At 65.7% G+C, this 26,299-nt stretch carries 29 protein-coding genes and 1 tRNA gene; 18 read left to right on the top strand and 12 right to left on the bottom strand.

The annotated features are described in order from the left end of the window. A partial coding sequence (locus E1263_RS23970; protein WP_132171079.1) for a phosphatase PAP2 family protein occupies window positions 1-587 on the bottom strand: 587 nt, incomplete at its 3' end. Between the two features lie 94 nt (window positions 588-681). Between E1263_RS23970 and serS the strand changes: the two genes are divergently transcribed. Both serS and E1263_RS23960 read left to right on the top strand, forming a co-directional pair. Further along, window positions 682-1,953 (top strand): serine--tRNA ligase, encoded by a 1,272-nt coding sequence (gene serS, locus E1263_RS23965; RefSeq protein WP_132171078.1) that lies wholly within the window; start codon window positions 682-684, stop codon window positions 1,951-1,953. Next, window positions 1,950-2,753, top strand: a complete 804-nt coding sequence (locus tag E1263_RS23960; protein ID WP_132171076.1) for an HAD family hydrolase — start codon at window positions 1,950-1,952, stop codon at window positions 2,751-2,753. The genes serS and E1263_RS23960 overlap by 4 nt, the downstream gene beginning before the upstream one ends. Window positions 2,754-2,929: 176 nt before the next feature. Here the strand turns inward: E1263_RS23960 and E1263_RS23955 are convergent, their stop codons facing one another. Further along, window positions 2,930-3,484, bottom strand: a complete 555-nt coding sequence (locus E1263_RS23955) for a WhiB family transcriptional regulator (RefSeq protein WP_132171074.1) — start codon at window positions 3,482-3,484, stop codon at window positions 2,930-2,932. 551 nt (window positions 3,485-4,035) lie between these two features. Between E1263_RS23955 and E1263_RS23950 the strand changes: the two genes are divergently transcribed. Then, window positions 4,036-4,848, top strand: a complete 813-nt coding sequence (locus tag E1263_RS23950) for a Cof-type HAD-IIB family hydrolase (protein ID WP_132171072.1) — start codon at window positions 4,036-4,038, stop codon at window positions 4,846-4,848. 3 nt (window positions 4,849-4,851) lie between these two features. On the opposite strand, the gene E1263_RS23945 is transcribed toward E1263_RS23950, so the two are convergent. Next, the gene (locus tag E1263_RS23945) at window positions 4,852-5,454 is read right to left on the bottom strand and encodes a bacterial proteasome activator family protein (protein ID WP_132171070.1); all 603 of its coding nucleotides are present in this window, start codon (window positions 5,452-5,454) and stop codon (window positions 4,852-4,854) included. Window positions 5,455-5,485: 31 nt separating this feature from the next. Then, the gene (locus E1263_RS23940; RefSeq protein WP_132171068.1) at window positions 5,486-6,016 is read right to left on the bottom strand and encodes a CGNR zinc finger domain-containing protein; all 531 of its coding nucleotides are present in this window, start codon (window positions 6,014-6,016) and stop codon (window positions 5,486-5,488) included. A 25-nt stretch (window positions 6,017-6,041) separates the two neighbouring features. On the opposite strand from E1263_RS23940, the gene E1263_RS23935 reads away from it, so the two are divergent. Then, window positions 6,042-6,227, top strand: a complete 186-nt coding sequence (locus E1263_RS23935) for a hypothetical protein (RefSeq protein ID WP_132171066.1) — start codon at window positions 6,042-6,044, stop codon at window positions 6,225-6,227. Between the two features lie 72 nt (window positions 6,228-6,299). On the opposite strand, the gene E1263_RS23930 is transcribed toward E1263_RS23935, so the two are convergent. After that, entirely contained in the window at window positions 6,300-6,866 is a 567-nt protein-coding gene (locus tag E1263_RS23930; protein ID WP_132171064.1) for a TetR/AcrR family transcriptional regulator, read from the bottom strand. A gap of 73 nt (window positions 6,867-6,939) precedes the next feature. Here E1263_RS23930 and E1263_RS23925 point away from each other — a divergent pair, with 73 nt between their 5' ends. Beyond that, entirely contained in the window at window positions 6,940-7,356 is a 417-nt protein-coding gene (locus tag E1263_RS23925; protein ID WP_132171062.1) for a VOC family protein, read from the top strand. Here the strand turns inward: E1263_RS23925 and E1263_RS23920 are convergent. After that, complete coding sequence (locus E1263_RS23920) at window positions 7,339-8,319, bottom strand: NAD(P)H-quinone oxidoreductase (protein ID WP_132171060.1); 981 nt, start codon at window positions 8,317-8,319, stop codon at window positions 7,339-7,341. The genes E1263_RS23925 and E1263_RS23920 overlap by 18 nt on opposite strands. A gap of 15 nt (window positions 8,320-8,334) precedes the next feature. Next, window positions 8,335-8,874, bottom strand: a complete 540-nt coding sequence (gene mobA / locus E1263_RS23915; RefSeq protein ID WP_132171058.1) for a molybdenum cofactor guanylyltransferase — start codon at window positions 8,872-8,874, stop codon at window positions 8,335-8,337. A 37-nt stretch (window positions 8,875-8,911) separates the two neighbouring features. On the opposite strand from mobA, the gene E1263_RS23910 reads away from it, so the two are divergent. The 5 genes from E1263_RS23910 to E1263_RS23890 all read left to right on the top strand — a co-directional run bounded on the left by E1263_RS23910 (window position 8,912) and on the right by E1263_RS23890 (window position 13,881). After that, the gene (locus E1263_RS23910) at window positions 8,912-9,700 is read left to right on the top strand and encodes a carbon-nitrogen hydrolase family protein (RefSeq protein ID WP_132171056.1); all 789 of its coding nucleotides are present in this window, start codon (window positions 8,912-8,914) and stop codon (window positions 9,698-9,700) included. 20 nt (window positions 9,701-9,720) lie between these two features. Next, the gene (gene cobC, locus E1263_RS23905) at window positions 9,721-10,746 is read left to right on the top strand and encodes an Rv2231c family histidinol phosphate aminotransferase CobC (protein ID WP_132171054.1); all 1,026 of its coding nucleotides are present in this window, start codon (window positions 9,721-9,723) and stop codon (window positions 10,744-10,746) included. Between the two features lie 104 nt (window positions 10,747-10,850). Continuing rightward, window positions 10,851-11,459 (top strand): BatC protein, encoded by a 609-nt coding sequence (locus tag E1263_RS23900; RefSeq protein WP_132171052.1) that lies wholly within the window; start codon window positions 10,851-10,853, stop codon window positions 11,457-11,459. 5 nt (window positions 11,460-11,464) lie between these two features. Continuing rightward, on the top strand, window positions 11,465-12,694 hold the full coding sequence (locus E1263_RS23895; RefSeq protein WP_238161472.1) for a cupin domain-containing protein: 1,230 nt from the start codon (window positions 11,465-11,467) through the stop codon (window positions 12,692-12,694). Between the two features lie 77 nt (window positions 12,695-12,771). Then, the gene (locus tag E1263_RS23890) at window positions 12,772-13,881 is read left to right on the top strand and encodes a sucrase ferredoxin (protein ID WP_132171048.1); all 1,110 of its coding nucleotides are present in this window, start codon (window positions 12,772-12,774) and stop codon (window positions 13,879-13,881) included. Here E1263_RS23890 and E1263_RS23885 read toward each other — a convergent pair. Both E1263_RS23885 and E1263_RS23880 read right to left on the bottom strand, forming a co-directional pair. Further along, the gene (locus tag E1263_RS23885) at window positions 13,867-14,487 is read right to left on the bottom strand and encodes a gamma carbonic anhydrase family protein (RefSeq protein WP_238161471.1); all 621 of its coding nucleotides are present in this window, start codon (window positions 14,485-14,487) and stop codon (window positions 13,867-13,869) included. The genes E1263_RS23890 and E1263_RS23885 overlap by 15 nt on opposite strands. Window positions 14,488-14,865: 378 nt before the next feature. Beyond that, a complete protein-coding gene (locus tag E1263_RS23880) occupies window positions 14,866-16,083 on the bottom strand; it encodes an MFS transporter (protein ID WP_132171046.1) in 1,218 nt (405 codons plus the stop codon). A 153-nt stretch (window positions 16,084-16,236) separates the two neighbouring features. On the opposite strand from E1263_RS23880, the gene E1263_RS23875 reads away from it, so the two are divergent. From E1263_RS23875 to E1263_RS23850, 6 genes are all read left to right on the top strand, one after another. Beyond that, window positions 16,237-16,325, top strand: a tRNA-Ser gene (locus tag E1263_RS23875). Window positions 16,326-16,814: 489 nt separating this feature from the next. Continuing rightward, entirely contained in the window at window positions 16,815-18,167 is a 1,353-nt protein-coding gene (locus tag E1263_RS23870) for a 3'-5' exonuclease (RefSeq protein WP_202869024.1), read from the top strand. Continuing rightward, window positions 18,164-18,871, top strand: coding sequence for a DarT ssDNA thymidine ADP-ribosyltransferase family protein (locus E1263_RS23865; protein ID WP_132171042.1), 708 nt, complete (start codon window positions 18,164-18,166; stop codon window positions 18,869-18,871). The genes E1263_RS23870 and E1263_RS23865 overlap by 4 nt, the downstream gene beginning before the upstream one ends. A gap of 11 nt (window positions 18,872-18,882) precedes the next feature. Next, entirely contained in the window at window positions 18,883-20,706 is a 1,824-nt protein-coding gene (locus E1263_RS23860) for an ADP-ribosylglycohydrolase family protein (protein WP_132171040.1), read from the top strand. Between the two features lie 596 nt (window positions 20,707-21,302). Next, the gene (locus tag E1263_RS23855) at window positions 21,303-21,650 is read left to right on the top strand and encodes a hypothetical protein (protein ID WP_132171038.1); all 348 of its coding nucleotides are present in this window, start codon (window positions 21,303-21,305) and stop codon (window positions 21,648-21,650) included. Window positions 21,651-21,863: 213 nt separating this feature from the next. Then, window positions 21,864-22,331, top strand: a complete 468-nt coding sequence (locus E1263_RS23850; protein ID WP_132171036.1) for a diadenosine tetraphosphate hydrolase — start codon at window positions 21,864-21,866, stop codon at window positions 22,329-22,331. On the opposite strand, the gene E1263_RS23845 is transcribed toward E1263_RS23850, so the two are convergent. Then, window positions 22,324-23,235, bottom strand: a complete 912-nt coding sequence (locus tag E1263_RS23845) for a phytanoyl-CoA dioxygenase family protein (protein WP_132171034.1) — start codon at window positions 23,233-23,235, stop codon at window positions 22,324-22,326. The two genes, E1263_RS23850 and E1263_RS23845, sit on opposite strands and share 8 nt — an antisense overlap. A gap of 112 nt (window positions 23,236-23,347) precedes the next feature. Here E1263_RS23845 and E1263_RS23840 point away from each other — a divergent pair, with 112 nt between their 5' ends. Together E1263_RS23840 and E1263_RS23835 are read left to right on the top strand one after the other, a co-directional pair. Then, window positions 23,348-23,809 carry a DinB family protein gene (locus E1263_RS23840; RefSeq protein WP_132171032.1) on the top strand — a complete coding sequence of 154 codons (462 nt, stop codon included), beginning with the start codon at window positions 23,348-23,350 and terminating at the stop codon, window positions 23,807-23,809. Between the two features lie 44 nt (window positions 23,810-23,853). Further along, window positions 23,854-24,669, top strand: a complete 816-nt coding sequence (locus E1263_RS23835; RefSeq protein ID WP_132171030.1) for an aminoglycoside adenylyltransferase domain-containing protein — start codon at window positions 23,854-23,856, stop codon at window positions 24,667-24,669. Here E1263_RS23835 and E1263_RS23830 read toward each other — a convergent pair. Then, a complete protein-coding gene (locus E1263_RS23830; protein ID WP_132171028.1) occupies window positions 24,631-25,158 on the bottom strand; it encodes a GNAT family N-acetyltransferase in 528 nt (175 codons plus the stop codon). The genes E1263_RS23835 and E1263_RS23830 overlap by 39 nt on opposite strands. Before the next feature lie 9 nt (window positions 25,159-25,167). After that, window positions 25,168-26,208: an anthranilate phosphoribosyltransferase gene (gene trpD / locus E1263_RS23825; protein ID WP_132171026.1), complete on the bottom strand. Its 1,041-nt coding sequence runs from the start codon at window positions 26,206-26,208 to the stop codon at window positions 25,168-25,170. Between the last annotated feature and the right edge of the window lie 91 nt (window positions 26,209-26,299).

Raw genomic sequence — 26,299 nt, 5'->3', positions numbered from 1 at the left:
AGCGCCCACCCACCCAGTACGTCGGACACGTAGTGAACGTTCAGGGCGATCCGGTCCACGGAAGCGATCCACACCACCGCGATCACCGGGAGGAGCACGAGCAGCCGGAACCGCCGCCGCCAGCCCCGAACCGACGGCAGCACGACGCCCAGCGCCCCAGCCATCACAAACGCCGCTGCGGCGTGGCCGGACACATACGACCAGCCGCCGCTGTCGACGAGCGCGCCAGCGGGATGCGGTCGCGTGAAGATGTACTGCGCCGCCTGGACCAGCCCCAGCTCCGCACCGGCCGACACCAGCAGCCACACCGTCAGCGCCCGCGCCCGGCGCTGCCAAAGGAACACGGCGACGATCACGATGACGGCCCGGGAGGTCCACGGCAGAACGACTGCCCCGATGACCTGCCAGATGTCGACCACGTTGGGGTGCGTACCGCCGTACGTCGTGGCTCGCGCGGCCACGGAGGCGTCCCACTGCTGCAGCGGCGGCCACCCGCCGAAGACGAGGAGCGTGACGACGGTGAACGGGACCGCACCCAGGACAACCGTCAGCGCACGGCCGACCGGACTGGGTGGATGGTGGTTCATCGCCCGCTCAATTCCCCCTGTGTAGTCGCTGGCCTCCACCCCATCATCCCGAATTGACTTCGCCCGTTCTGACACGCCCCGATACCCTCAGGGTGTGATTGACGCGAAACTGCTCCGTGAGAACCCTGACGTCGTACGAGCCGCCCTGACCAAGCGCGGCGAGAGTACCGACCTGGTCGACCAGATTCTGGTCGCCGACAGTGAGCGTCGATCGTCCATCTCCACCTTCGAGGCGCTCCGGGCCGAGCAGAAGACGCTCGGCAAGCAGGTCGCCCAGGCCAAGGGTGACGAGCGCACCGCGCTGCTGGAGCGGACCAAGGCGCTGGCCGCCGAGGTCAAGACCACCGACGCGGCGGCCAACGACGCCGAGCGCCGCTTCAACGAGCTGGCCGGCGCCCTGCCGAACCTGGTCTCGGACCAGGCCCCGGTCGGCGGCGAGGCCGACTTCCGCGTGGTCGAGGAGATCGGCAAGCCGCGCGACTTCGCGGCCGAGGGCTTCGAGCCGCGCGACCACCTCGAGCTGGGCGAGCTGCTCGGCGCGATCGACATGGAGCGTGGCGCCAAGGTCTCGGGATCGCGGTTCTACTTCCTCAAGGGTGCCGGCATGCTGCTGCAGCTCGGCATGCTCCAGCTGGCCATCCAGCAGGCGGTCGAGAACGGCTTCACCCCGATGATCACGCCGACCCTGGTCAAGCCCGAGGTGATGGGCGGCACCGGCTACCTGACGGCGCACGACGACGTCTACCGCCTCGAGGACCCCGAGCTGTATCTGACCGGTACGTCGGAGGTCGCGCTGGCGGGGTATCACATGGACGAGATCCTCGACCTGAGCAACGGGCCGATGCGCTATGCCGGGTGGTCGTCCTGCTATCGCAAGGAAGCCGGCTCGCACGGTAAGGACACCCGCGGGATCATTCGTGTCCACCAGTTCGACAAGGTCGAGATGTTCTCCTACTGCAGCCTCGAGGACGCTGCCGCGGAGCACCTGCGGCTGCTGGACTGGGAGAAGCAGATGCTCGACAAGATGGAGCTCAGCTACCGGGTGATCGACACCGCCACCGGCGATCTGGGCCAGTCGGCGTACCGGAAGTTCGACTGCGAGGCCTGGGTCCCGACCCAGGGCGCGTACCGCGAGCTCACCTCGACGTCGAACTGCACCGACTTCCAGGCCCGCCGGCTGAACATCCGGCACCGGGATGCCGACGGCAAGACGCAGCCGGTCGCCACGCTGAACGGGACGCTCGCCACCACCCGGTGGATCGTCGCGATCCTGGAGACGCACCAGCTGGTCGACGGTTCGGTCCGCGTTCCGACCGCACTGCAGCCGTACGTCGGTGGCCGCGAAGTTCTCGAGCCGATCAAGTGACAGAACCGCAGGCGGCACCTTTCAAGCCGACAGCTGTTGCCCTGGACATCGATGGCACGCTGATCGACCACGACGAAGGGCTGTCGCCTGCGGTCATCGACGCCGTACGGCGGACTGCCGCGCAGGTGCCGGTGATTCTCGCGACCGGTCGCGCCTGGTCGACCACCAAGCCGGTGGCCGAGCGGTTCGGCCTGCCCGACGGATTGGTTGTCGTGAGCAACGGTGCGCGGACGTTGCGCTACCCGGACGGCGAGGTGCTCGACGAGCGCACGTTCGACCCGCGCACGGTGATCGCCTCCGTCCGCCAGCACGCGCCGAACGCCCGGATGGCGGTCGAGGAGTCCGACGGCACCTACCTGGTGACCGCGCCGTTCCCGGACGGCGACCTGGGCAAGAACGCCAAGATCCGGGTGGTCTCCGACGACGAGCTCGCGCCGGAACCCGTGACCAGGTTGATCATTCGCGACCCGGAGCAGTCCGAGGCGGACTTCGTCGAGCTGGCCGAGCGACTCGGGCTGCACGGTGTCGGTTACTTCGTCGGCTGGACCGCCTGGCTCGACATCGCGCCCGAGGGTGTGGACAAGTCGACCGGGCTGAAGGTGGCGCTCGCGCAGTACGGTCTGGACGCCTCGGGGCTGCTCGCCTTCGGGGACGGCCGCAACGACATCGAGATGCTGCGGTTCGCCGGCCATGGGGTCGTGATGGGATCGGCGCCCGACGAAGTGAAGTCGGTCGGCGACGAGGTGACCAAGTCGGTCACCGACGACGGGGTCGCGGCCGTTCTCAATCGCTGGTTCTGACACGTCCTGACAAACTCAGGTCCGGCAACCTTTCGACCAGGATTGAATAGGTTGACAACCGAAGAGATTGCTGCAGGCAACAAAAAGCCCGGAATCCCTGTCTACACAGAGATTCCGGGCTATTGCGTTCAGTGACCGGCAGTCCGCTGGCGGGCCGAATGCCGGATCGGGTGGGATCAGGCGACGCGGCTACCGCCCCGGCGGGGCTGGCACGGCTGGACGTCCACGACGGTCTCGAAGGCGTCCAGGACCGCGTCCAGCTGCGGGCGCGGGCGCGGCGTCTTGGTGGCCGGGCTCTGCCCGCGCCGAGCGCGCCGCAGGTGCCTCTTGACAGTTGACAAGGAACATCCGAGCCGCATGGCCAGGGATTCCAGGCTGTCGTTGGGGTGCTGACCCCGCAGGCGCAGCACCTCTTCGTGGCTCACCGGGCGGCGCGTACCGCGGGCGCCGGCCAGTTGGTCGAAGTCGTCGGCCTGCACTTCGACGTCGAGCAAGTTCCGCATCGAACGGCGTTGTGCAGCAGTGGTTCCGGCGACGAAACCACTCACATCGTGTTCGGCGACGGCGCTGTACAGGCAGTCGGTGAACAGCGGACACGAAGCACACAAGGCTTTTGCCTCGCGCACCAGCTGGTCGTACCGCTCCCGGGTCCGGCGGGTGGCCGAAGCGGGCGGCGGCTCTTCCATCAAGCGGTGCTGGAAAATATCCGACCGGGCGATACATCCGGTCATGGCCCCAACTGTGCTGGAAGATGTGTCGACAGCTGTGGCACGTTCCAAGAGATTGGCGCTGCTGACGGTCATCAAGGCTCCCCAAGTATCCGGACTCACGTGAACGAACGGTGAACGTCGTTCGGTCACACGGATCCACTCACTGATGGAACGGCGAACTGTTGCCGACCCACCGATGTCGTCCCTGTCGCGGGACAGACTGATCCATAACTGTTGACGTCGCTGCTGAGGATTTGGTTGCAGCCAAATCCGCATCAATTTGCGGACGTTACGTCTACTGGTCGCTGGCGGGCTGTCTCAGTCGTGCTGATCCAGAACAGGCATACGACGCGGTCGAAACGCTCCGGGTTCCCTGCCAGACCATCGCATGAAATCACGCATTCTTGTTGCAGCGCAGCGGAACTTGCTGCATTTGCAGCTTGTTGCAGTAACAGTCTGGTGACGTCGTCAAAAGCTCAATCAGATTGATCAGAATCAGCTGAAAGCGACGCCCCACACCTTGCGCCCAAGGCCGTTCTGACGGTAGTGCAACACCCCGCTACGGTGGCCCTGTGACGGCCTCCGAAACGCTACCCCCGCCCCGCCTGGTCGCGACCGATCTCGACGGCACTTTGGTCCGCAGCGACCGGACGATCTCCGATCGGACCCGCGCTGCCGTCGCTGCGGTGCAACGCGCGGGAAGTGTTTTCGTGATGGTCACCGCCCGGCCACCTCGCTGGCTGCACGACCTGACAGATCTCGTCGGCGATCACGGAATCGCAATAGTTGCCAACGGCGCCATTCTGTACGACGTCGCGCAGCAGCAGGCGATCCGGACCCGGCTGATCGATCCGGCGGTATTGCACGAAGTGGCAACGGCGATCCGATCCGCGATTCCCGAGGTGGAGTTCGCCATTGAGCGATCGGACCGTTACGGACAGGAACCGCAGTACGTGAACCACTGGCCGCAACCCGAGAACACGTTGATCGCCGAGCTCGACGAGCTACTTGCGGAGCCGGCCGCAAAGTTGCTGGTCCGGCATCCAAGCCGGCACTCCGACGATCTGCTGACACAGATCAGTGCGGTGGTTGGTGAGCGAGTCTCTGCCAGCCACAGTGGCGGGACGAGCCTGGTGGAGATCGGCGCGACCGGTGTCTCCAAGGCCGCCATGCTCGCGGACTTCGCGGCCGAGCTGGACATCCCGGCCGCCGACACGATCGCCTTCGGCGACTCCTTGAACGATCTGCCCATGCTCGCCTGGGCCGGTACGTCGTACGCGGTGGCGAACGCGCATGCCGACGTACTGGCTGTTGCGGATCGGGTGTGCCCCACAAACAACGAGGACGGCGTCGCCGCCGTCCTCGAGGAGTTGTTCGATCTTTAAGTCTTAGAGGTACATCCCGCCGCTGCCCGGGCCGTCAGTGGCTCCCGGAGCACCCGGGAAGCCGGGGCCTTCTTCGCCCGGCACCTGCTGGCCGCCGGGGAGCGCGCGGCGCATGCCCTCCAGCTGCTGGCGGGCGGCCATCTGCTGGGCGAACAGCGCGGTCTGGATGCCGTGGAACAGACCCTCCAGCCAACCGACCAGCTGGGCCTGCGCGATCCGCAGCTCGGCCTCGGTCGGAGTGCTGTCCTCGCTGAAGTCGAGACTGAGTCGGTCCAGCTCCTCGACGAGCTCCGGCGCGAGGCCGCTCTCGAGCTCCTTGATCGACGCCTCGTGGATCGTCCGCAGCCGCTGCCGGGACGCCTCGTCGAGCGGCGCCGACTTCACCTCGTCGAGCAGCTGGCGAATCATGTTCGCGACCCGCATCACCTTGGCGGGCTGCTCGACCAGTTCGGTCACCGATCGTGGCTCATCGTGATCGTCGTCGTTCGAGCGCGGCGGTCCTTCGACAGCCATCCCGTCCGGCCCGACGATCAGCACCTTGCCGTCCTCGGTCCGCGCCCCGGCCATCGGCATCTCCTGGCCCTCGCCGCTGCTGCTCTCGCTCATTCGCCCATCCTAGGACCAGCTTGTCCGAGCGCTAGTGGGTACGGGCCCGATGCCGCCGTACGGCGTCTCTGTTCGCGCAAGCCGGGCTGCAGTAGCGCTGCACGCCGGTCCGCGACAGGTCGGCGTACACGTTGTCGCAGCCGTCGGTGGCGCACCGGCCGAGCCGGGTGATCCCGCGGCCGGCGAGATGCAACGCCGTACCGGTGCTGATGAGTGTCGCGACGAGCCGGCCGACCGGCACGTTGTCCGGGCGGTAGTGCATGTGCCAGCCGTCGCCGGCGTGGTTGGTCAGCCGCGGATGCTCGGTGTACTTGGCGAGCATCGCGTTCATCAGATCGACGCGGGTCTGTTCGTCCTTCGCGTCGACGACCTGCAGCCATTCGTCCACAGCGATCCGGACCGCGGCCAGGTCTGCGCGGGTCACCTTCCGGTCGCGCACCAGGCGGCTCTCGACCCCGCTCTCCTCACAGCGATCGGCGAGTTCGTCCGGGGTCGAGGCCGGTCGCGTGACCAGATTCACGGCCAGCAGGATCGCGTCGGCGCCGTAAGGGTTGAGATGCATAATGCCATTACAGCACGATGGAGGTATGACAGCCCAGAGCGAGACGCATCGACACCGCTGGAGCGCGGTGTCCTCCCATCAGGTCAGCGAAGGACTCGTTGTCTACCAGCGGTGTGCGTGTGGCGACTGGCGCATCACCAGCACACCGCCGTACCCGGTTGCCTACCCCGAGGTCGCGCTGGTCGACGCGGGAGACCATCGGCAGGCGTGACCGCGCGAGCAGGCGATGTTGCCCTGGGCAACAAATAGCGCTCCCTGTGGCGTTGAGAACCACCGCGGCGGGTTAACCGACTAGTCGTCGCACTAGACGGTCGGTGGTGGCATCGACGTCGTACGGGTGGCCGGTGCCGGGGGTGAGTTGGTCGAGGACGAGGCCGTCGAGGGCGAAGTGCAGCAGACGGACCTCCTCGGCGCCACCGGGGAGACCGGCGTTCACGTGGAACGAGACGTCGGCGTCGAAGCCCTGGCGCAGCGTGCGCGACAGGATCTCGTGCAGGTCGGGGCGGCGGGCCGCCTCCAGGCGGAGCTCGAGCAGAGCGAGTGAGAGCTCAGGGCGGCCCAGGAGTCGCTCGACGATGTAGCGGACGTAGTCGACGACCAGATCGACTGATGGCTCGCGCTTCGACAGCGGTTCGAGGACGGCCGGGTCTGGGGCGAGTCGCTCGAAGATGCGCTCGCCGAGGGCGCCGAGCAACGCATCCCGGGTCCGGAAGTAATTGGACGCCGTACCGGCGGGGAGGCCTGCGGCGGCGTCGACGGCGCGGTGGGTCAGGCCGCGGGCGCCGGCTTCGGCGAGGACGGCGAGGCCTGCGTCGGCGAGCTGGGTGCGGCGTTCGGGATTCCTGGGCACGTTGACAACTGTACCAGTCATCAACTACAACTGTCGTGGTCAACAACAACAGCTGTAGTAGTCAGGAGTGTGGATGCAACCCGCAGCCTTCGGCGCCACCGTGGTGACGGACCGTCCCGCGGAGGTCGCTGCGTTTTATCAGCAGCACTTCGATCTGCAGATCACGATCGACATCGGCTGGTTCATCTGCGCCCGCCGCGGCGAGGCCGATTGGGAGCTCGCGATCGTCCAGCGTGGGCATGAGTCGGTCCCGGCGGCGGTGAACGCGCTCCGGGACAGCACCAACGTGTTCGGGTTCGTCGTCGAGGACGCCGACAAGACTGCGGCCGCGCTGGTCGAGGCCGGGGTCGCCTTGGCGGGCGAACCCGTCACCGAGGTCTGGGGTCAGCGGCACTTCTTCGTGCGTGACCCCGAGGGCACCTGGATCGACGTGATCCAGCTGGTCGCGCCGGATCCGGCGTGGCTGGCTTCGTTAGCTGAGAGTCAGTAGGACTTTGCCGATCTGGGTGGACTCCTCGAGGGTGCGGTGCGCCTCGGCCACCTCGGCCAGCGGGAAGGTGGTGTGGACGATCGGGCGGACCTTCTTCGCGGCGACCAGCGGCCAGACGTGGCCGACGACCTCGGCGATGATCCGCCCCTTGTCCGCCACCGACCGCGTCCGCAGACCGGCCGCGGTCACCGAGGCGCGCCGGCTGAGCAGGCGGCCGAGGTCGAGCTCACCCTTGGCGCCACCCTGCATGCCGATCACGACCAGGCGGCCGTCGTACGCGAGGGACTTCACATTGTCGGTCAGGTACTTCGCGCCGATGATGTCGAGGATGACGTCGGCCCCGGCGCCGCCGGTCGCCTCCTGGACCACGGAGGCCCACTCGGCTTCCTTGTAGTTGATCGCGACATCGGCACCGAGCCGGCTCGCGAACTCCATCTTGTCCTTGCTGCCGACCGTGGTCAGCACGCGCGCACCGTGCGCGACACCGAGCTGGATCGCCATCGTGCCGATCCCGGACGCGCCGCCGTGCACCAGCAGCGTCTCGCCCTCCTTGAGGTGCGCACCCATGAAGATGTTGGACCACACGGTCGCCACCACCTCAGGCAACGCGGCTGCGCTGACCAGGTCGATCCCGTCCGGGACGGGCATCACCTGCGGCGCCGGTACGACGACCTTCGCGGCGTACCCACCTCCAGCCAGCAGCGCGCAGCACTCGTCGCCGACGGCCCAGTCCGTCACCTCAGCGCCGACGGCGGAGATGCGGCCGGACACCTCCAGCCCGATCGTGCCGGGTGCGCCCGGAGGCGGCGGATAGAACCCCTGCCGCTGCAGGAGGTCGGCACGGTTCACACCCGCAGCCACGACGTCTATCACGACCTCGTCGACTGCCGGGGTCGGATCCGGGATCTCTCCGACGGTCAGAACCTCGAGTCCGCCTGCACCCTCACACACCACAGCTCGCATGTCTCACACGGTACGTCAGCCGTCTAGGTCGGCCCAGGTGTCCACGTCATCACCGCTCCTGGACGGTTCCGACCAGACCAGGTCTAGGTCGGAGGTGAGGCGTCGTACCGACTGGTCTCTCGGGTCGCCCAGCCGTTGGAGGGCGTGCTCGAGTGAGCTTCTCTTGTACGCCGCGGCCAGCCACTGATCACGTCCGTCGCTGTCCCGCAGGCCGCTGCCGTCGTGGGTGTCGATGCTGCTGACCAGCCGTGCGATGTCCTCGGCCGTCACCCATGGCAGGTCGCAACTCAGCACCACGACGATCGGCGCGTTGCCTTGGGCCAACCCTGCCGCGAGCCCGGCCACCGGTCCGCTCCCTGGTGGATCCTCCTGCGCCCACTCCACCTCTCGGTACGTCGTCCGCACCGGTCCGACCACCACAGTGGTCGTGGCGTGGTCCGCCGCGCGCAGCACTCGGTCCAGGAAGGTCACCCCGTCCAGCACCACCAGGGCCTTGTCCACGCCGCCCAACCGCGTGGACCCGCCACCAGCCACGACCACCGCATCAAACTCCACCCCAGCAGTCTGCCTGGTTGTGCGGCACCATGGAGGGATGAGGATCGCCGTCGTGCAGACCGCCAGTAGCTCCGACAAGGCTGCCAACCGGGAGCTGGTCACCAGACTGGTCGCTTCCGCGGCTCAAGACCGCCCTGACCTGGTGGTGCTGCCTGAGGCGATGATGGCCGACTTCAACCTCGACGGCGTAGCGGACATCGCGGAGCCTCTCGACGGTGAGTTCGTGTCGACCCTGCGCAAGAGTGCGGTGGAGCACGGTGTGGCGATCGTGGCCGGCATGTTCGAGCGCAGCTGCGACCAGGACCGCCCGTACAACACCCTGCTGGCTGTGGGCGCCGATGGCTCGTTGCTGGGGGCGTACCGCAAGATCCACCTGTACGACGCGTTCGGCTACAAGGAGTCCGACCAGCTGACCGCTGGTGACGTCGCACCGGTCGTCGTAAAGGTCGCTGGGCGGACACTCGGGCTGATGACCTGCTACGACCTGCGGTTCCCCGAGCTGTCGCGAGCACTGGTCGACAAGGGCGCCGACGTGCTCGTCGTACCGGCCGCTTGGGTCAGGGGGCCGCTCAAGGAGCACCACTGGACCACTCTGCTCACTGCGCGTGCCATAGAGAACACCTGCTACGTGGCGGCGGCTGCGCAGAACGGGAAGAAGTACTCCGGCCTCAGCCAGGTCATCGACCCCCAGGGCATCGCCATCGCCGCAGTGGGCGAGTCAGACGGCTATGCGGTCGCCGAACTGTCCGGCGACCGACTGTCCGGTGTGCGCCAGACGAACCCTTCGCTGGCCAATCGCCGCTTCAGTGTCACTCCCCGTTCCTGATCTCGGGTTAGCCTCCAGCTGTGGCGGATGGCTTTGACTTGTGGCACCACGGCGATCTCGAGGTCGGTGACGGCCTCGTAGACCTCGCCGTCAACGTGCGGACCGGTACGCCGCCGCCCTGGCTGGTCGACGCGATCACAGCCAGCCTGACGGACCTGGCGTCGTACCCGCGTCAGGAGTCGGCTGTGCTCGCAGTCGCCGCGCGGCATCACGTGGCACCGGATCGGGTGTTGCTGACGGCCGGTGCGGCTGAGGCGTTCGTGCTGATCGCCCGTGCCTTCCGGCCGCGACATGCGGTCGTGGTCCATCCACAATTCACTGAACCTGAGGCTGCGCTGCGTTCTGCGGGGCACATGGTCGATCGAGTGATCCTGCGGCCGGAGGACGGGTTCGTGCTCGACCCGTCGGCGATCCCGGCCGATGCGGATCTCGTAGTGATCGGTAACCCGACCAACCCGACCTCAGTGCTGCACCGCGCCGACGACCTGCGGGAGCTCGCACGCCCGGACCGCATCCTCGTGGTCGACGAGGCGTTCATGGACGCCGTACCGGGGGAGCCGGAGTCGCTTGCCGGTGCGTCGATACCTGGGCTGGTGGTGATCCGCAGCCTCACGAAGACCTGGGGGCTGGCCGGGCTGCGGGTCGGCTATGTGCTCGCTGCGTCCGGGCTGATCGAGCAGTTGGCCGCCGTGCAGCCGCACTGGCCGGTGTCTACGCCTGCACTCGCCGCCGCGATTGCTTGCAGCAACGAACACGCAGTGGACGAAGCGGCGGCTGCTGCGCGTGACATCTCGCGACAGCGTGACCACCTGCTCGAAAATCTGGTTGGTGCGCGGATCTACGGCGTACCGCGTGGGCCGTTTGTCCTCGTGCAGGTCGCAGGCGGCGCCGTACTGCGAGAAGCCTTGCGTGCCAAGGGCTATGCGGTCCGCCGCGGCGATACGTTCCCGGGGCTCGGGCCGGACTGGCTGCGGATCGCAGTGCGACCGGACGACGTCCTTGACGGGTTCTTGAAGGTTTGGCGAGACACTGCGGTCGAGCTGTAACCAGGGCGACGTTTAGCTCCGGCCTGCTTTGCGCACAGGATGGTCGCAGAGTGCCTTGCGCCACTCCCCGGTGCTCTGAAACCAGCAGCGAGAGGAGCAGCATCATGGGTTTGAACGACGACGACATGAACACTTCGTCCGACGGCGAGTACGGAGGCTCAGCCGAGGGCAACGACACGCAGGCCGGCGGTAACACGTCGTCCGGGTACGGCAGTGAGTCCGAGGGTCCCGCAGACGGTGGTGCCGAGGGCGGTGGCACCGACGGTGGTGCTGACGGCGGCGCTGGGGGCGACTTCGGCTCCGGTGGCTCTGGCTCTGGCGGTGACTCCAGTGAGGGTCCTGCTGATGGTGGCGCTGTGGGCGGTGGCACGGACGGTGGTGCTGACGGCGGTGCCGGTGGCGACTTCGGCTCCGGTGGCTCTGGCTCTGGCGGTGACTCCAGTGAGGGTCCTGCTGATGGTGGCGCTGTGGGCGGCGGCACGGACGGTGGTGCCGATGGAGGTGCTGACGGTGGCGCGGGCGGCGGCGACAGCTCTGGTGAGGGCCCGGCCGATGGTGGCGCAGTAGGCGGTGGCACGGACGGTGGTGCTGACGGTGGTGCTGACGGCGGCGCGGGCGGCGACGACGAGGGCACTGCCGATGGCGGCGCTGACTCGAACGCGACCGACGGCGGCGCCGACGGAGGCGCGAGCGGTAACTCCGGAAGCTGGTGACTCCAGTGCCGGGAGCCGGACCAGATACTACGAACGACCGTCCGGCTCTTCGGCGCTGCGTCGCAGGTGACCTGGACGAATTCACCAGCACCTACTGGGGTTCCCGGGCACTGCTGTCCCACCCCACCACGCCGTACGACGACCTGTTCACCCTGACCGACGCGGACGAGCTCCTATCGCGCCGCGGCCTTCGCACGCCGTTCCTGCGGATCGCCAAGAACGGTGCAGTGGTTGGCGACTCCCAGTTCACTGGCTCCGGCGGAGTCGGCGCGGACATCGCTGACCAGGTCCGCGACGACAAGGTCGCTGCGCTGTTCGCCAGCGGGCACACCGTCGTACTGCAAGCACTCCACCGCACCTGGCCCGCACTAGTCGACTTCGCCACTCAGCTGTCTGCGGACGCCGGTCACCCGGTGCAGATCAACGCGTACATCACCCCGCCGGAATCACAGGGGTTCTCGGCGCACTACGACGTACACGACGTCTTCGTCCTCCAAGTGGCTGGCGAGAAGCACTGGACCGTTCACGAACCAGTCCATGTGGACCCGCTCCGCAACCAGCCGTGGACTGATCACTCGGCCGCCGTAGCTGCCGCCGCCCGCGACCGCGCTCCAGTGGTCGACGACGTACTGCGCCCCGGCGACGCTCTCTACGTCCCGCGTGGCTTCCTGCACTCAGCCAAGGCACTCGGTGGCGTCAGCGCACACCTGACGATCGGCCTCCACACTCTGACCCGCTATCTCGTGGTCCAAGAGCTGGCCGCGTTGGCAGCGAACGACCCGGCGCTCCGCACTGCCCTCCCGCTCGGCTTCGACCCAGGCGACCCCGCTCAACTGGCCGAGGTCCTGCCGCAGGTGGCCGAGCTGCTCATCGCATCCATCCGCTCCACCTCGGCCGACGACCTAGCCCCGCGCCTCCGCCGCCGTACCTGGTCCGCCAACCGCCCCGAACCAATCCCACCCTTGGCTCACGCAGCGGCCCTCACCGCCCTCGCCCCTGGCGCCACCGTGCGCCTCCGCGGCGGCCTACGCCACCGCCTCGTCCCCGGCGACCCGGTCACCCTCCAGCTCGCCGACCGAACGATTACCTTCCCGGCCACCGTCGCGGACGCCTTGGCCGAGGTCCTCGACGGCCAAGAGCACAAGGTCGGCACCCTCCCAGCCCTCTCCACCGAGGATCAGCTGGTTCTGGTCCGCCGCCTGCTCACCGAAGCAGTCCTGGTCACCACCCCATGACCTGACAAACCAACCTAAACTGAGCTGCACCCACCCACCTCCGCCGCTCTCCGCCCCACTGCGGCAAGAAGGTCCTTGTGCCCGATCCCCAAGATGCACCCCTCACAGGCACTCCCGCAGTACCGGTCTCCCCGGCCCCTGCCGGTGCGGCTTCCGCCGACCGCTATCGCCCCGAGACCGGTTGTGCGGCGATGGCGCTTCAGCGCGGCGACTCCATGATCGCCACCGCCCCGCCGGCCGACCGCTGGTTCCTCATCGAGGTCCGAACCGCCTGGCCTCCCCAGGCACTCACCGCCCTCCAGGACGTCGGCCCCGAAGTAGCCCGCCGCTGCGCCGAACTCGGCTATCGCCCAGCCCTCATCAGACGCCCCGGCCGCACAGCCCCCAGCGCCGTACGCCGCTACGCCCTCGTCGACTGCCGCCCCGGCCAGGAGTCCACGCGCTGGGGCGACCTCCCCTCCGACGCGCACCTGCTCACCGTCCTGACCGCCCTCCCCAGCAACACCGTCCCCGACCTAGAGCCCCCAACAACAGAGCCGATCTACCTCGTCTGCGCCCACGGCCGCCACGACGCGTGCTGCGCAGTCCGCGGCCGCCCAGTAGCCGCCGCTCTCGCCGCCGCCTACCCAGACCGCACCTGGGAATGCAGCCACATAGGCGGCGACCGCTTCGCCGGCAACGTGGTAGTCCTCCCGCACGCCCTCTTCTACGGCCAAGTCACCCCAGCCCGAGCAGTAGAGGTCGCCAAACACCACGCCGAAAACCGCGTAGTCCCCGACCTCCTCCGAGGCTCAGGCGCCTACCCGCCCGCAGTCCAAGCCGCCCAACACTACGCCCGAGCAGCCGGCCACTCGCTGTCCCTCAACACCCTCCACCCCACCCAAATCCACCAACTCCCCAACCACCACTACAAAATCACCCTCACCACTGAAGGCATGGGTGAGTGGGGCAGCAGCATGCGAGAGCAAGCGGATGGCTCGGACGAAAGTGCTGTCGGGCCAGGCGGACGCAGCAGCTCGTCAACCGGCGAATGGCTAGTGGAGGTTGAGGTTTCGGTGCATTTCGACAGCGTGGATGCTCGGCTGACGTGCGGCGGGAAGTCGCCGGTTCAGGTACGACGCTTCGACCTGCACAGCATCGAGACGCACCGGATCGAGTCGCACCGGCTCGATTCAGGCGAGCGGTAGTTCGCGATCGTCGCGGTGGGCGCCGTAGAAGGCTGACTGACGCGCCATGATCTCGCGCATACCGGCACCTCGCGGAACGCCGTACACCGTGCCAGGGAAGTCCAGCTCGCGTTGGATGGCCCACAGCTCGTCATGCCGGTCGGGCGAGAAGAGCAGGGCCGGGTCTCCGACGGCGATCCAGCCGATCGGGAGGACCGCGCCAGGTTCCAGCCGCGAGTTCACCTGCAGCACGCTGTTGATCCGAAGCTCCGCGCCCGCGCCGACGACAGAACCGGGGAACAACGCGGCGCCCGTGGCGATGAACACCCCGTCCTCGACCGTAGCGCCGTTCACGTGTACGTGGGGACCTACCATCACCGCGTCGCCGATCAGGGCGGGATGATCCGCCCGGCCGCGCACCAGGGCGTTCTCCATCACCACACTGTTCGTGCCGAGCCGGACCTCACCGTCCTCCGCAGTCAGCACGGCACCATGCAGGACTCTGCTGCCTTCGCCGAGGACGACGGCGCCGCAGAGCACGGCCGATGGTGCGACATAAGCGGATTCGGGCACGACCGGTCGCCGGCCGCGGTGTTCGAGCAGCATCGAGTGCAGTCCCTCCGTCAAGCATCACCTGGCTTCCCTCAAGTCGTACACGAATGGGCTGTTCATCAATAGTGGGCGGTTCTCCGTCGCCCGGGACCTCACACCCCGGGCGGCGGGTCCGGAGGGCCGTCCACATCAAAGGTGGGAGATTCGGCCGATCGGACGTCCAGGTGGAGAAACCTCGAACTAAGAAAACATTAGAACAGATGTTCGATCGAGCGCAACGACTCCTGACGCGTCAATTGTCCTGTCTCGGGACATTGGTGACAGTTGATGTGGCTCTCGGCGTACCGATGGATGGGTAGTCATGGGCAGGCCGCGGCTAGCCCCCGCCTGGCTCAAGTCAGCAGGAGGCCGGAGGCCGCACCACTACCCGCTCATCGGTACGCCACGCCCTGGTCACTCGCCTGGATTTGGCGGCCCGGGAAGGACCCGCGAAACCGCCGCGATCGTCCCCGCGGCGGCGAGCCCGACGACGGCCGTGATGAGCCACGGAAGCTCATGCTGCAGCTCGAAGAGCTGGGCGAAGTACGCCGGCGCGATCACGCTCGCGATGGTGAAGGAGTACTGCCAATACGACAGGTACTTCCCTCGCCCGATCACCGGCGCGACGCTCGCCGCCAGGGCGTTGTTCGTCGCTGAGTGCAGCAGGCTTGCGAATGCGTAGATCGCCGTGGCAAGTACGAGCGCCCCCGCCACCAGCGCATTCGGCAGTCGGGTCAGCGACGCCATCAGCAGCGCCCAGACCGCCCAGCACACCCCGCTGATGACCAGAGACGTCGTTCGGCTTCGCTTCTCGGTACGCCGAACCACGATGGTCTGCCCAGTCGCCAGTACGACGGCCACCCCGGACAGCAGAAGCCCGACGACCCACTCCGGTACGGGGAGCGCATCGGCGACGTACACCGGCAGTCCGACTCCGAGCATCATCATGCACAACGCGAGCAGCGTGTTGGCCCCAATCAGGATCAGATAAGGCCGGTCCTTCCGGAGCAGTGGCGGCGGTCCGGAGTCGACCGCAGACCGCTCATGGTGTGACGGGTGCAGCCGCATCAGGAGCAGACCCGCCAGAGTGAACGTCGCAGCGTTCACAACCATGGCCACCAGGAACGGCGTTGTCCCGCCGATCGCCAGCAGCGCACCAGCGGCCAGACCGCCGAGTGCGAACCCGCCAGCCTGCATCATCCCGCCCAGGCCGAACCAGCGATCCCGCTCGCCCTCATCCGCCACGTCGGCCAGCAGACTGAAGATCGAAGACCAGAAGACGCGCTGGCCCACTGTCATCACCAGTGCGCTGAGAAACAGCAGCCAGAGCGACCGGCCGAAGAAGAAGCCAACGAAGGCCAGCCCCTGGGCGAACTGCGCACCGACAACCAGGTTCCGCGGTCCGACCCGGTCGATCACCACCCCCACCGCGGCCGGAGCCGCGATGGAGAACAGCGTGGCGACAGTCAGCAGCACTCCCGCCGTACCGAGCGGGATGTCCGCGACACGAACGAAGTACAGGAGCAGCAGCGGCCCCGCACACCCACCGCCGAACGAGTCGATCGCCAGACCGACCAGCAACGGCAGCCGCCCCCGAACGTTGGGCAGGCCGAGAGAGGTTGCTGAGGGCATGCTCCATCCTTACCAGTCCCGGGCCAGGGAGCGACCCGATTTTCAGTCCGCCACAACCACTCGCCGTACCGACACATTGCGCAGCGGTCCCAACGCGACTCGCACCCTGTCGACCCCTCTGCGCTATCCTCAACCCTCGGCGGCAAGCCGCCAGGAGGGCTCGCATAGTGGCCGAGTGCGCTGGTCTTGAAAACCGGTATTGCGGGTGACCGTAATCGTGGGTTCGAATCCCACGCCCTCCGCTTGAAGCCCCGCTTGGGCCTCTGACCTGTGAAGACGCGCCGGGATGCTGCTCCGTCCTGGTGTCCGGCCGAAAGCAGCCAGTTTAGGCCGTATGCGCCCGCGTTTTTTTGACGCGCTGCTCTGCTCCCAAGTAGGCGATCCGGTGGCAGCTTCCCCCCAAACAGCGCCCTCCCAATGCCTTGAGGCTGGGCCAGGGGCCGCTACGGGTGACCTCACCGGATCTCCCAGAAGTCTGGCATGGAACGGCGAAGCAGCCAGGGAATTACCCACAGCCGGCCAGGAAGCTCACAGGTCATCACATGGTCCCGACGCCGCAAGTAGACACGCCCTCCAGGCGATGCGCTCGAGGATGACGTAGCGCTAGTGTTGATGTCCTCCGTGGGGGAGGAACGTGTGCTACACACTGAATCGGGTTGGAGCATCATGGCCGCCGTGATGGTCGGGGAGGAGCGTTGAGTCTTCCGACACCGCAGGGCAAGCAGTCCAGGGTGATCTACCTGCCTGCTAGGGGGCATCAAGTCGTTCTCGGCACGGCCGGCACTGGCAAAACAGTCATGGCGATCTTCCGTGCGGCGCATTTGTCCAATCCTGCGACGCCCGGCTTCGGGCGTACTTTGCTGGCGACTTACAACCGCACCTTGGTGACCTATCTGAACTATCTGTCGCCTGCACAGCAGGCCAACCTGACGATCGAGACTTTCGGACGATTCGGTCGCGGCTACCTCCATTCACGCAGCAAGATGCGGCAGCGCGGCATCGCAGACGCGTTCCAGCGGCGAGCGCTAATCCAGCAGGCGCTGACCGAAGTAGCGAGCGGCTACAAGCCGCACACATTCTTCGACCGCGATATCGGTTGGTTCGAAGACGAGTTGGCTTGGATCGATGGCAGCGGCATCCTGACCAAGACTGACTACCGCGCAGTCAAGCGCCGTGGTCGACAGACCGCGCTGCATGACTCACTGCGTGAGGTCGTCTGGAAGGTCCGCGAGCAGTACCGGCACGCCCGTACGGACAAGGGGCTGGAGTACGACTGGCATGACCTCGCGAGCACCGTGCTGACCGAACTCCGCAGCGACTCCAGCGAACGCAGGTATCGCCACGTCGTGATCGACGAGGGCCAGGATCTCTCGCCCCAAGAGCTTCGATCTCTGGCGGCGGCAGCGGATCCCGATGGGTCGGTTACGTTCTTCGGCGACTACGCCCAGCAGATCTACGGCCAGGATATGTCCTGGCGTAGCTGCGGATTGACAGTTAGGGCGGTCGAAGAGTTCAAGGACAATTACAGGAACTCCACTCAGATCGCGCGGGTCGCCATCGCGCTATCTGAGATGCCGCAGTTGCGAGGCGCGATCACTGATCTGGTCGAGCCGGTAGCGCCCACTGCAGCGGGACCGCCGCCCACGCTCGTGCAGTGCGCGGATGAAGAGCGTGAGATCGCCGTCACCCAAGTGAGAGCTAAGGTGCTTGGTGCTGTCGGCAAAGTCGCGGTGCTTGCTAGGACCTGGGACGACGCTCGCCGTGCGTGCCGGGGCCTGCCGTATATCAGTCTGAACACCGAAATGGGCGTTTGGCACGAGCGGCCGGGGATCTATTGTGGCGCGTATCACTCCGCGAAGGGTCTTGAGTTCGATGCTGTCATCTTGCCTTTTTGTGGTGGCGCCAGGATGCCGCATCCTGAAACCGTCGCGGCATTTGGTCCAGATGAGGCTGCAACGCGAGAAAGCAAACTTCTTTACGTCGGAATCACCCGCGCAAGGTCCGACCTGCTCATTACCTATAGCGGTGAATTGTCTTCACTGCTTCCGACGACTGCAGGATTGTTTGCGACGGTGCGTGCATGAATTCGCAACCGATACCTGGCGCGACGATCGATGATCTAATCCTTCATTACGGCTTCACGCGACTTGCTCACTTTACCCCCTCAATGAATCTTCCGCATATCATTGGTGATGGGATGATTCGGAGCAGTAAGGATCTCGCTGAACAATCGCCAGATCATTTCTCCCCCACGGATAGAGAGCGTTTCGACCGCAATCCAGATAAGGTCTGCTGTACGATCCAGTATCCGAATCCCTATTACCTTTCCGATGCCAGAGGTAAGAGGGAGTTCATCAACTACCCGGACTGGGTCTGCTTCTTTCTCAATGTCACATTGCTGACCCGGCAGGGTACTCTGTTCGCGCCGGTAAATGCAGCGACCCAGCGGGGAAGCTTGCTGCGACAGGGGCCTGACGCGTTAGCGGCGATGTATGCACCGGACGCCAGCCGACATGGTCGCGGAGCGCGTCATCGCGCGGAGGTGCCAACAGACTTACAGGCGGAGGTTCAAGTCCCGGGCCCTATCGCCCTGAGTGAGGTACGAGGGGTGGCGGTGCCCTCCGAGGAAGCCGCTATCACTGAGAGTGCCAGATTGAGGTTGCTGGGTCACAACCCAAGCATCCTGCGATGGACTGTCGCCCCAATGCTGTTTGATAGAAATGGGTTGGTGACGCGCCTGCGAAACGGTGGTGCCATCATCGATCAACCCTGGCATCCGACCCCCTAGGGAGGTGGACTATGCCTGATACCCCAGCTGCGCTGGAGGAGCGTGCAAAAGGCCTGCTCATCGGTGCGGCAGTCGGCGACGCCCTGGGATGGCCGCAAGAGCAACGGAGCCAGATCGTCGGTGGTCGGAGCTCCCAGGACGTACCGCCGGAGCCAGCATTTCGAAGCTGGGTCCGACACGGCGGCACGAGATTCAACCGCTATGAAGACGCCGTCAATGCAGGCGCATATAGCGATGACACTCAACTACTTCTAGCTGTCGGCCGTGCTTGTGTCGCCGGTAGTAGTTGGTGGGGCTATTTCACAGGTATTGAGCTTCCAGCGTGGCCAATTTATCAGCGCGGCGGGGGGCGCGCGGTCCTGATTGCAGCCCGATCCTGGCAGGATCGGACGCCTCCTTGGCTCGCCCAGAAATCCGATCAGGCAAAACGTTATTTTGACGCCGGAGCCAACGGTGTTGCTATGCGGATCGGTCCACATGCATTGGTGACTGCGGCTGACGCCGATTCAAAATCGCTTGTTCGGCGCGTGATTGAGGATGGAGTCACAACACATGGGCATCCGCGAGCGCTGCTCGGCGCAGTAATCCACGCTATTGCATTACGTTCCGCTCTCCTGCGTCAAGGGACCATGCAATATGGGGAGTTGATCTCCGAGATAGTGAACTCGAATGAATGGCGAGACGTCGATCTTATTGCCAGAGCTGTTCCCGCTGGATGGTTAGAGCAGCATGTATATTCTACCGGTCAATCATTTGAAAAGCGGTGGAAGCAGACGGTCGACGAAGTTGAAATCCTGCTTGCGACGATTCGAACCTCTATCGAGCGTGCGGCATTCTCCGACGATATTGGCACCCTCGAAGCTCTTGGTTGTTTCGACTCCAAGCAAAACGGATCCGGAACAATCACTGCGATTGCCAGTCTCTATCTCGCCACTAGAGCGGCCGCTCAGCCAATGACCGGGCTCTTGCGCGCAGCTTTCCTGGAAAAGGCGGACACGGACACCCTGGCCTCGATGGTTGCAAGTCTCCTCGGAGCTGTTCATGGCTCGGACTGGATGAACGGGCTAGCGAAGCAGGTGCAGGATCGTCAGTATCTCGACACGCTCGCAGCCAGCCTTACTCGAACCGCCGTTGGAAACTATCGCCAGTTCCCTGGCAGGGATGGGCAACTGCCCTTTGAGGGCGAAGTCGACCACCCTGGACGGATGCTTACGACGCGGCAAATCGATGATTGGCTGAGCTATTTAGATACGCGGTCGTTTGCAAGAGACTTCTTAGATGGCCGTCAGGTCAAAACCGAAACTCATTACGTCCTAAATGTGCCAGATGATGCAAAACATGCGGTGGAGCGGCACTCGTTAGAACTTGCGGATGGGCAAAGTGTAATTGTTGATCGCATTCGCCGTCGCGTAGTTGCAGATCGCTCGCTATCAAGAGCAGACGCCAAGACTGCGCCGCTGACCAATCGTGCAGCCCTCTCTGCGGATCGGATAGCTGACTTATCCGACGCGAAGATCAACCGTGTTGCTGTTCCTGTGAACGACATTGAGGTCTCTGCGGAGTTCTATCGTGCTGTTCTCGGCGTAGAGGGCAGGCGACTGCGAGACGGATACTATTTAACCAACTGGCTCGTGCTCGTGCGACGTGCTACAGCTGCTGGGGCATCTACGAACCCGCCTACGCGGATCACCGTAACTGTTCTTGATTTGGACTACTTTAAATCGAAGCTCCGGAATCTTGGCGTTCATTTCACGGAGCACGCTTCCGTCGAGTCGATCGCCGGTGTTCGAATCTTGGATCCGGACGGCAATGAAATACTGATTAGAGCGTCGTGAACGTGTAGAGCAGTCTGGCCGACGGCGTGCCCTTCCGACATCTCATGGCGTGGCCGGAGTCAGGCCTAAAAGCTCACCATCTCCGCTCATGCCTGAAGCTTGGTCGATGCTTGGAGGGTCTCAGCGATATCAGGGATCCCGCCGGTTCGGCCGCGCGAGGTTGTCATCCGTTCGAGGACGCCACCGGCGTCGGCTGCTATCCACAGGGATCAACGGCGCGAGCGAACACGCTGTGGTGGGTGGTCTGCTGGGCGTGAAAGTGGGTGATCTCCGAAGTGGTTAGCGGCCGCAGGGCCGCGCGAGCCGCTGGCCAGATGTGCTCACATGTGCAGCACTGCGACCTCTGTGCAGGTCGGGCTCACGTGCAGTTCTACAGGCCTAGGCGGACCACGAATCGGGCGTCGCTATCTGACCGGTCAGCTCTACCGTCGAAGCGAAGGTCCAGGACAGCGGCTTGGTAGCTGGCTGCGGCCCTGGCAGGTTTCGGGCGATCCACGCTCCAAGGACGTGATCCCAAATGCCGTAGCCGAGCAACTGTTAGGCCAAGCAGGTTAATTCGGGTGTTGGCCGCCGAGTACGGTGCGACGATCGTTGATGTGAGCAGCGACGAGGAACTGTGCTGGTACGCCGTTCGGTGTGTTTTCGCCACCGGGTGGCCGCTGGACCGGGCTATGCCTGTGTATGAGGAGCGCATCACGCTGTGGCGTGCTTCGTCGGCTGAGGAGGCGATCGAGCGGGCTGAGGCCGAGGCTCTCGTGTATGCCTGCTCCGTTGAGGAGTCACCCGACACCTACCTCGGGATCGCGCAGTCGTACCGGCTTGTGGAGGGTCCGGGGGATGGTGCCGAGGTGTTCTCGTTGATGCGCAACAGCACGCTCGAACCCGACAAGTACCTCGACACGTTCTTCGACACCGGGGCCGAACGGCAGAAGACCGTGGAGTGATCGCCGGACCGCCGGGCCATCACAAATGGCCGTCGCGGCTTCCGTCCCGCCTGAGGTCCCGTGGCCGGCTCATTTGTTGTGGTGTGGGAGTCAAGGATGGCGACGGCTTGGTGCCCCGCAGGGAGTGATGCATCTGCAGTTGCACTCTGCTCAGGTGCGGACATTTCTGCGGAGTAAGGGCATTCGGTGTTCTGACGAGTGAAGGGGACTGCTGTGGAGGACTGGCGGCGGGATCGGATTGGGAGTGCGTTGCGGGGTGAGAACCCGACTGTGCTGCGGCGGATGGATGGCGGGTTTGCGGTCATTGGGGACGTGCAGTTTCTGCCGGGGTACTGCGTTTTGCTGGTGGATGATCCTGGGGTCCAGCGGTTGTCGGAGTTGCCTCGGGGGAAGCGCGTGGAGTTCCTCACCAGCATGGAGCGGTTGGGGGAGGCGGTTGAGCGGGGGTGTGCGCGGGTGGACCCTGCGTTTCGGCGGGTGAATCTGGAGATCTTGGGGAACGCGGATCCGTTCCTGCACGCGCATGTGTGGCCGCGGTACGAGTGGGAGCCGGCGGAGCTGGTGACTCGGCCGGTGTGGCTGTATGAGCGGGAGCGGTGGGGCGATCCGCAGTACGCGTTGGGGCCGCAGCATGATGCGCTGCGGGCGGCTATCTCGGAGGAGCTGGAGCGGCTCAGCTGAGGTGCTGGCGCCAGGGAGTGGTGTCGAGACCGGGGTAGCGCTGGGTGATGCCGGTGAGTGTCTGGTCGGTCCAGTAGGGGTGACCCGGCGCGGGGAAGCCGAAGAGGGCTAGCTGGCGCGGTGTGGCGCGGGGGACGAAGTTGTACCAGGCGGGCTCGTGGCTGCGGGGCGCCCAGGCGGTCCGTTGGCCCCAGTCTGCTTCGGCCGGGCGGAAGATCAGCTGCATCGAGTAGCGCGCGCCTCGTGGTTTCCAGAGGCCGGTACCGCGATGGAAGGTACGGGTGTTGAAGGCGATCACGCTGCCCGCCGGTGCGGAGCCGGACTGCTCGGCGTCGTACAGGGCTGTGTTGTCGTCGGGGGAGACGAAGTCGCCGCTGCCGTTCTTGCGGGGGTAGAAGTTCGGGTTCATGGGCAGCTGCGCGGTGTGTTCGTAGGACACGAGGTGCGGCGGGCCCAGCTCCTTCGGGACGTCGGTCAGGAAGACGAACAGCTCGAGGTGCTGATAGGGATCCTCGGTCGACGGTACGAGGATCGTCTGGTTCAGGTAGTCGCGGTGCAGCTCCTGGTCGTACGACGTTGCGCCAGTGAACTTGGCCCAGGTCTCGGCCGATGACAGCCGCAGGTCGGACTGGCCGAGCAGGGTCTCCGCGAGATCCATGATCTTCGGATGCACGGCCAGCATGCTGAATTCGGTGCTGGCGAACGGGAACCCGTCGATACCGTCGAACTCATCCTCGAGATACCTCGTACGGCGCTCATCGGTGCCGTCGTGGAATCCGTCCGGGGTCGGAAACATCGTCGGCAGCTCGCTGAGCGCGGGCGCCAGATCGTCGTCCGACAAGAAGGCGGGGAGGACCACGAAACCCCGTGTCTGCCATTCGCTCACAGCATCCGCAGGGTTCATGCCTGTCAGCGTGCGGGGTGATGACCTGGTGTGCAACCGGTTTCCGGCCGTCGGATTTGCCGGAGTGGCAAGGTTTCTTGCCGGGGCGCTGTGATCCGAGCAAGGTGGGGGGATGACTCGGAATGATGTGCGGCCGCCGCTGGGTGGGGGTAGTGAGAAGGAGACTCTGGTCGGGTTTCTGGACTATCTGCGGGAGGGGGTGGCTCGGAACGCTGAAGGGGCGCCGGAGCCTGCGGTGCGGACGGCGGGGGTCGAGTCTGGGACCAGCGTGCTCGGGCTGGTCAAGCACCTGACGTCTGTGGAGCGGTTCCTCTTTCTTGGGGAGGAGGTTCGGAGCTGGCCGAGCACGATGCGGCCGGTCGCTGACGACACGGTGGAGTCCGTGGTGGCGGCGTACCGGGAGGCGGTACGGCTTGCCAACGAGGCGATCGCGGGGTGGTCGGACCTGGAGGCGCCGCAGGCGAATGCTGTGTCGGGGCGGTGGTTGTTGGTGCACATGGTCGAGGAGACAGCTCGGCATGCGGGGCATGCGGACATCCTGCGTGAGCAGATCGATGGTGCTACCGGTCGGTGAAAACGTTGTGCGGCCAGTAGCGAAGGCGGGCTACCGTCGCTGGCATGGTGACGCATGAAAGCGGGCGGGCGCAGTCCTGGGCGGACTGTGATGCGGACGTTCGCGAGTATGTGCTCGGGGCTGTGCGGGCCGCTGGGCTGGCGGATGCGTGGGTCTACGTGCACGGGTCGTTGGCCATGGGGTGTTTCTACCGGGCCAAGAGTGATGTGGACCTGCTGGTCGTGGTGCCGGAGGCGCTGACCCCGGTGGAGCGCGAGCGGGTTGCGCGAGGATTTGCCGGTACGGCGGCAGCGCGGCCGGTGCTAGGGGATCTTGAGGTGTCGGTGCTGACACGTGCGCAGGCCGCGACGCATGAGCATCCGCGGCCGTACGAGGTGCACTACTCGGCCATGTGGACGGATGCGATTCTCGAGGGCCGGTTGGACTACACAGGCTCAGGGGAGGATCCGGATCTGGCTGCCCATCTCACTGTCGTCAGGAAGCGCGGTGTCGCGGTCAGCGGGCCGGCGCCCGATGAGGTGTTTGCGCCGGTGCCGTACGCGGACTACCGCGCTGCCGTCGCAGCAGACCTGGATGACGTGCTGACAGGTGATGCGCTGCTGGAATCGCCGTACTACGGCGTGCTGAACGCATGCCGCGTATTGGCGACGCAGGAGCCAGACACCGTGCTCAGCAAGGAAGAGGGCGCGCTGTGGGCGCGCGAGCACCTGCCACCGGAACATCAGGCCATAGTCGAGCAGGCACTGAGCTGCTACCGAAACGCAGAGCTGCTGTCAGCCAAAGAGCGGGACACCGACGGGCACGACTGGGACGCAGCAGCGCTACTTTCCTTCAGGGACTGGGTTCTGACGCAGGTATGACTCGCGGCTGATCCGGAAGCAGCGCGTCGGCGTGGCGACGCCCAGATAGGGGTGACTGCCCTGCTGGTCGGTTTCGGTCATGCCCAGGCTGACAAGGATGCGCACCGAGGCTTCGTTGGTCTCGGGTGCTTCGGCGTTGATGTAGGTGAGGTTGAGGACCGTGAAGCCATGGTCCACCCCCAGCTGAGCGACTCTGGTGCCGAGACCCTGGCCCCAGCGTGCGGACGGGCCGATGACGTAGCCGAGCTCGCGGTGGTCGGGGTCGGTACCGGCCAGGTCGACGAACCCGATCAGCTCGTCGCCCTGCAGAGCTGCGAGGCGGGTGAGCTCACGGTCTCCGACAATCTCGTGCCACTTCGCCTCGTGCGCGGACCGCGGAGCGTCGTGTCCCCACCCCGCGTGCTCGCACAGGCGGCGGTCAGAGACCCAGTCGACGTACGTCGGGATGTCAGCGATCTGTAGTTCGCGCAGCCACACCTCGGGTTCCATCTGCGCAGCCTAAGCTGCAAAGGAGGTCCACCGCCCGAGTGTTTCGGCAGTGCGTCCGCTGTCCAGCGCAGCGCGGCACCGGTCCAAGCAGGGCGCCAACTGGTCGAGGAAGTTGTCGGTCTGCAGGTCCAGAGTGGTCAGAGCAGCCGCAGCATTCAGCAGTACGACGTCCCGGACGGCCGCTGGCGCTGTTCCGTTCACCAGTGCACGCAGTGTCCGGGCATTGGTGGCTGCGTCCCCACCACGCAAGTCCGGCAGCGTGCACGGGCGGAGGCCGAGCCCACGTGGATCGAAGACCGTCTCACGCGCAGTGCCGTCAGCCACAAGCCATAGCCGAGAGAACGTCGTAGTGGTGAGCTTGTCCAACCCGTCATCGCCACGAGCGACCAGTGCTGTTTTGCCTTGCTGGCAGAGAGCTTGAGCGAGTACAGGGAGCATGTGCGGGTTAGCCACGCCCACCAGCTGGTGCTGCGGATTCGCCGGGTTGAGCAACGGCGCCAGCACGTTGAAAGCAGTCGGTACGGCGAGCTCCCGCCGTACGACGGCTACGTGGCGCAGCGCGGTGTTGAACCGTGGGGCGAACAGATACGCGAGTCCGACCGAACCGGCCATCCGGGCAGCGTCTGAGGCAGACAGGTCCAGCGGTACACCCAACTGCTCGACCAGATCGGCAGAACCACCTGCAGACGACGATGCGGCCCGCCCACCGTGCTTGACCACAGTGACTCCGGTTGAGGCGGCCACAACGGCAGCCATGGTGGAGATGTTGATCGCGCCAGTCCGGTCACCACCCGTACCGACGATGTCGACGAACGGCCCTTCGATCCGAACCGGGGTCGCGTGTGAGCGCAGTACCGAGGCCAGGCCGAGCAGCTCGGCCGCAGTCTCGCCCTTGGCGCGCAGCGCGATCAGGAAGCCGGCGATCTGGGACGGGGACACGTCGCCCAGCACAACCTGGTCCATGGCCCAGCTGGTGTCGGCCATGGTCAGGTCGGAGCCGTTGAGCAGTGCGGAGATCAGACCGGACCAGGTCCGGAGTGCTGTTGCCATGGGACGTCCTCGAAGCAGGGACCGCTCCTACGAGACATGACAACGGCCGCCTCGTAAGAGACGGCCGGAGTGGTTACACGCGGAAGCGGCC

This window comes from Kribbella antibiotica, from assembly GCF_004349055.1.
GTDB lineage: Bacteria > Actinomycetota > Actinomycetes > Propionibacteriales > Kribbellaceae > Kribbella > Kribbella antibiotica.
The sequence above is the reverse complement of the archived record's forward strand: the minus strand, read 5'-3'. Positions and strand labels throughout refer to the sequence as shown.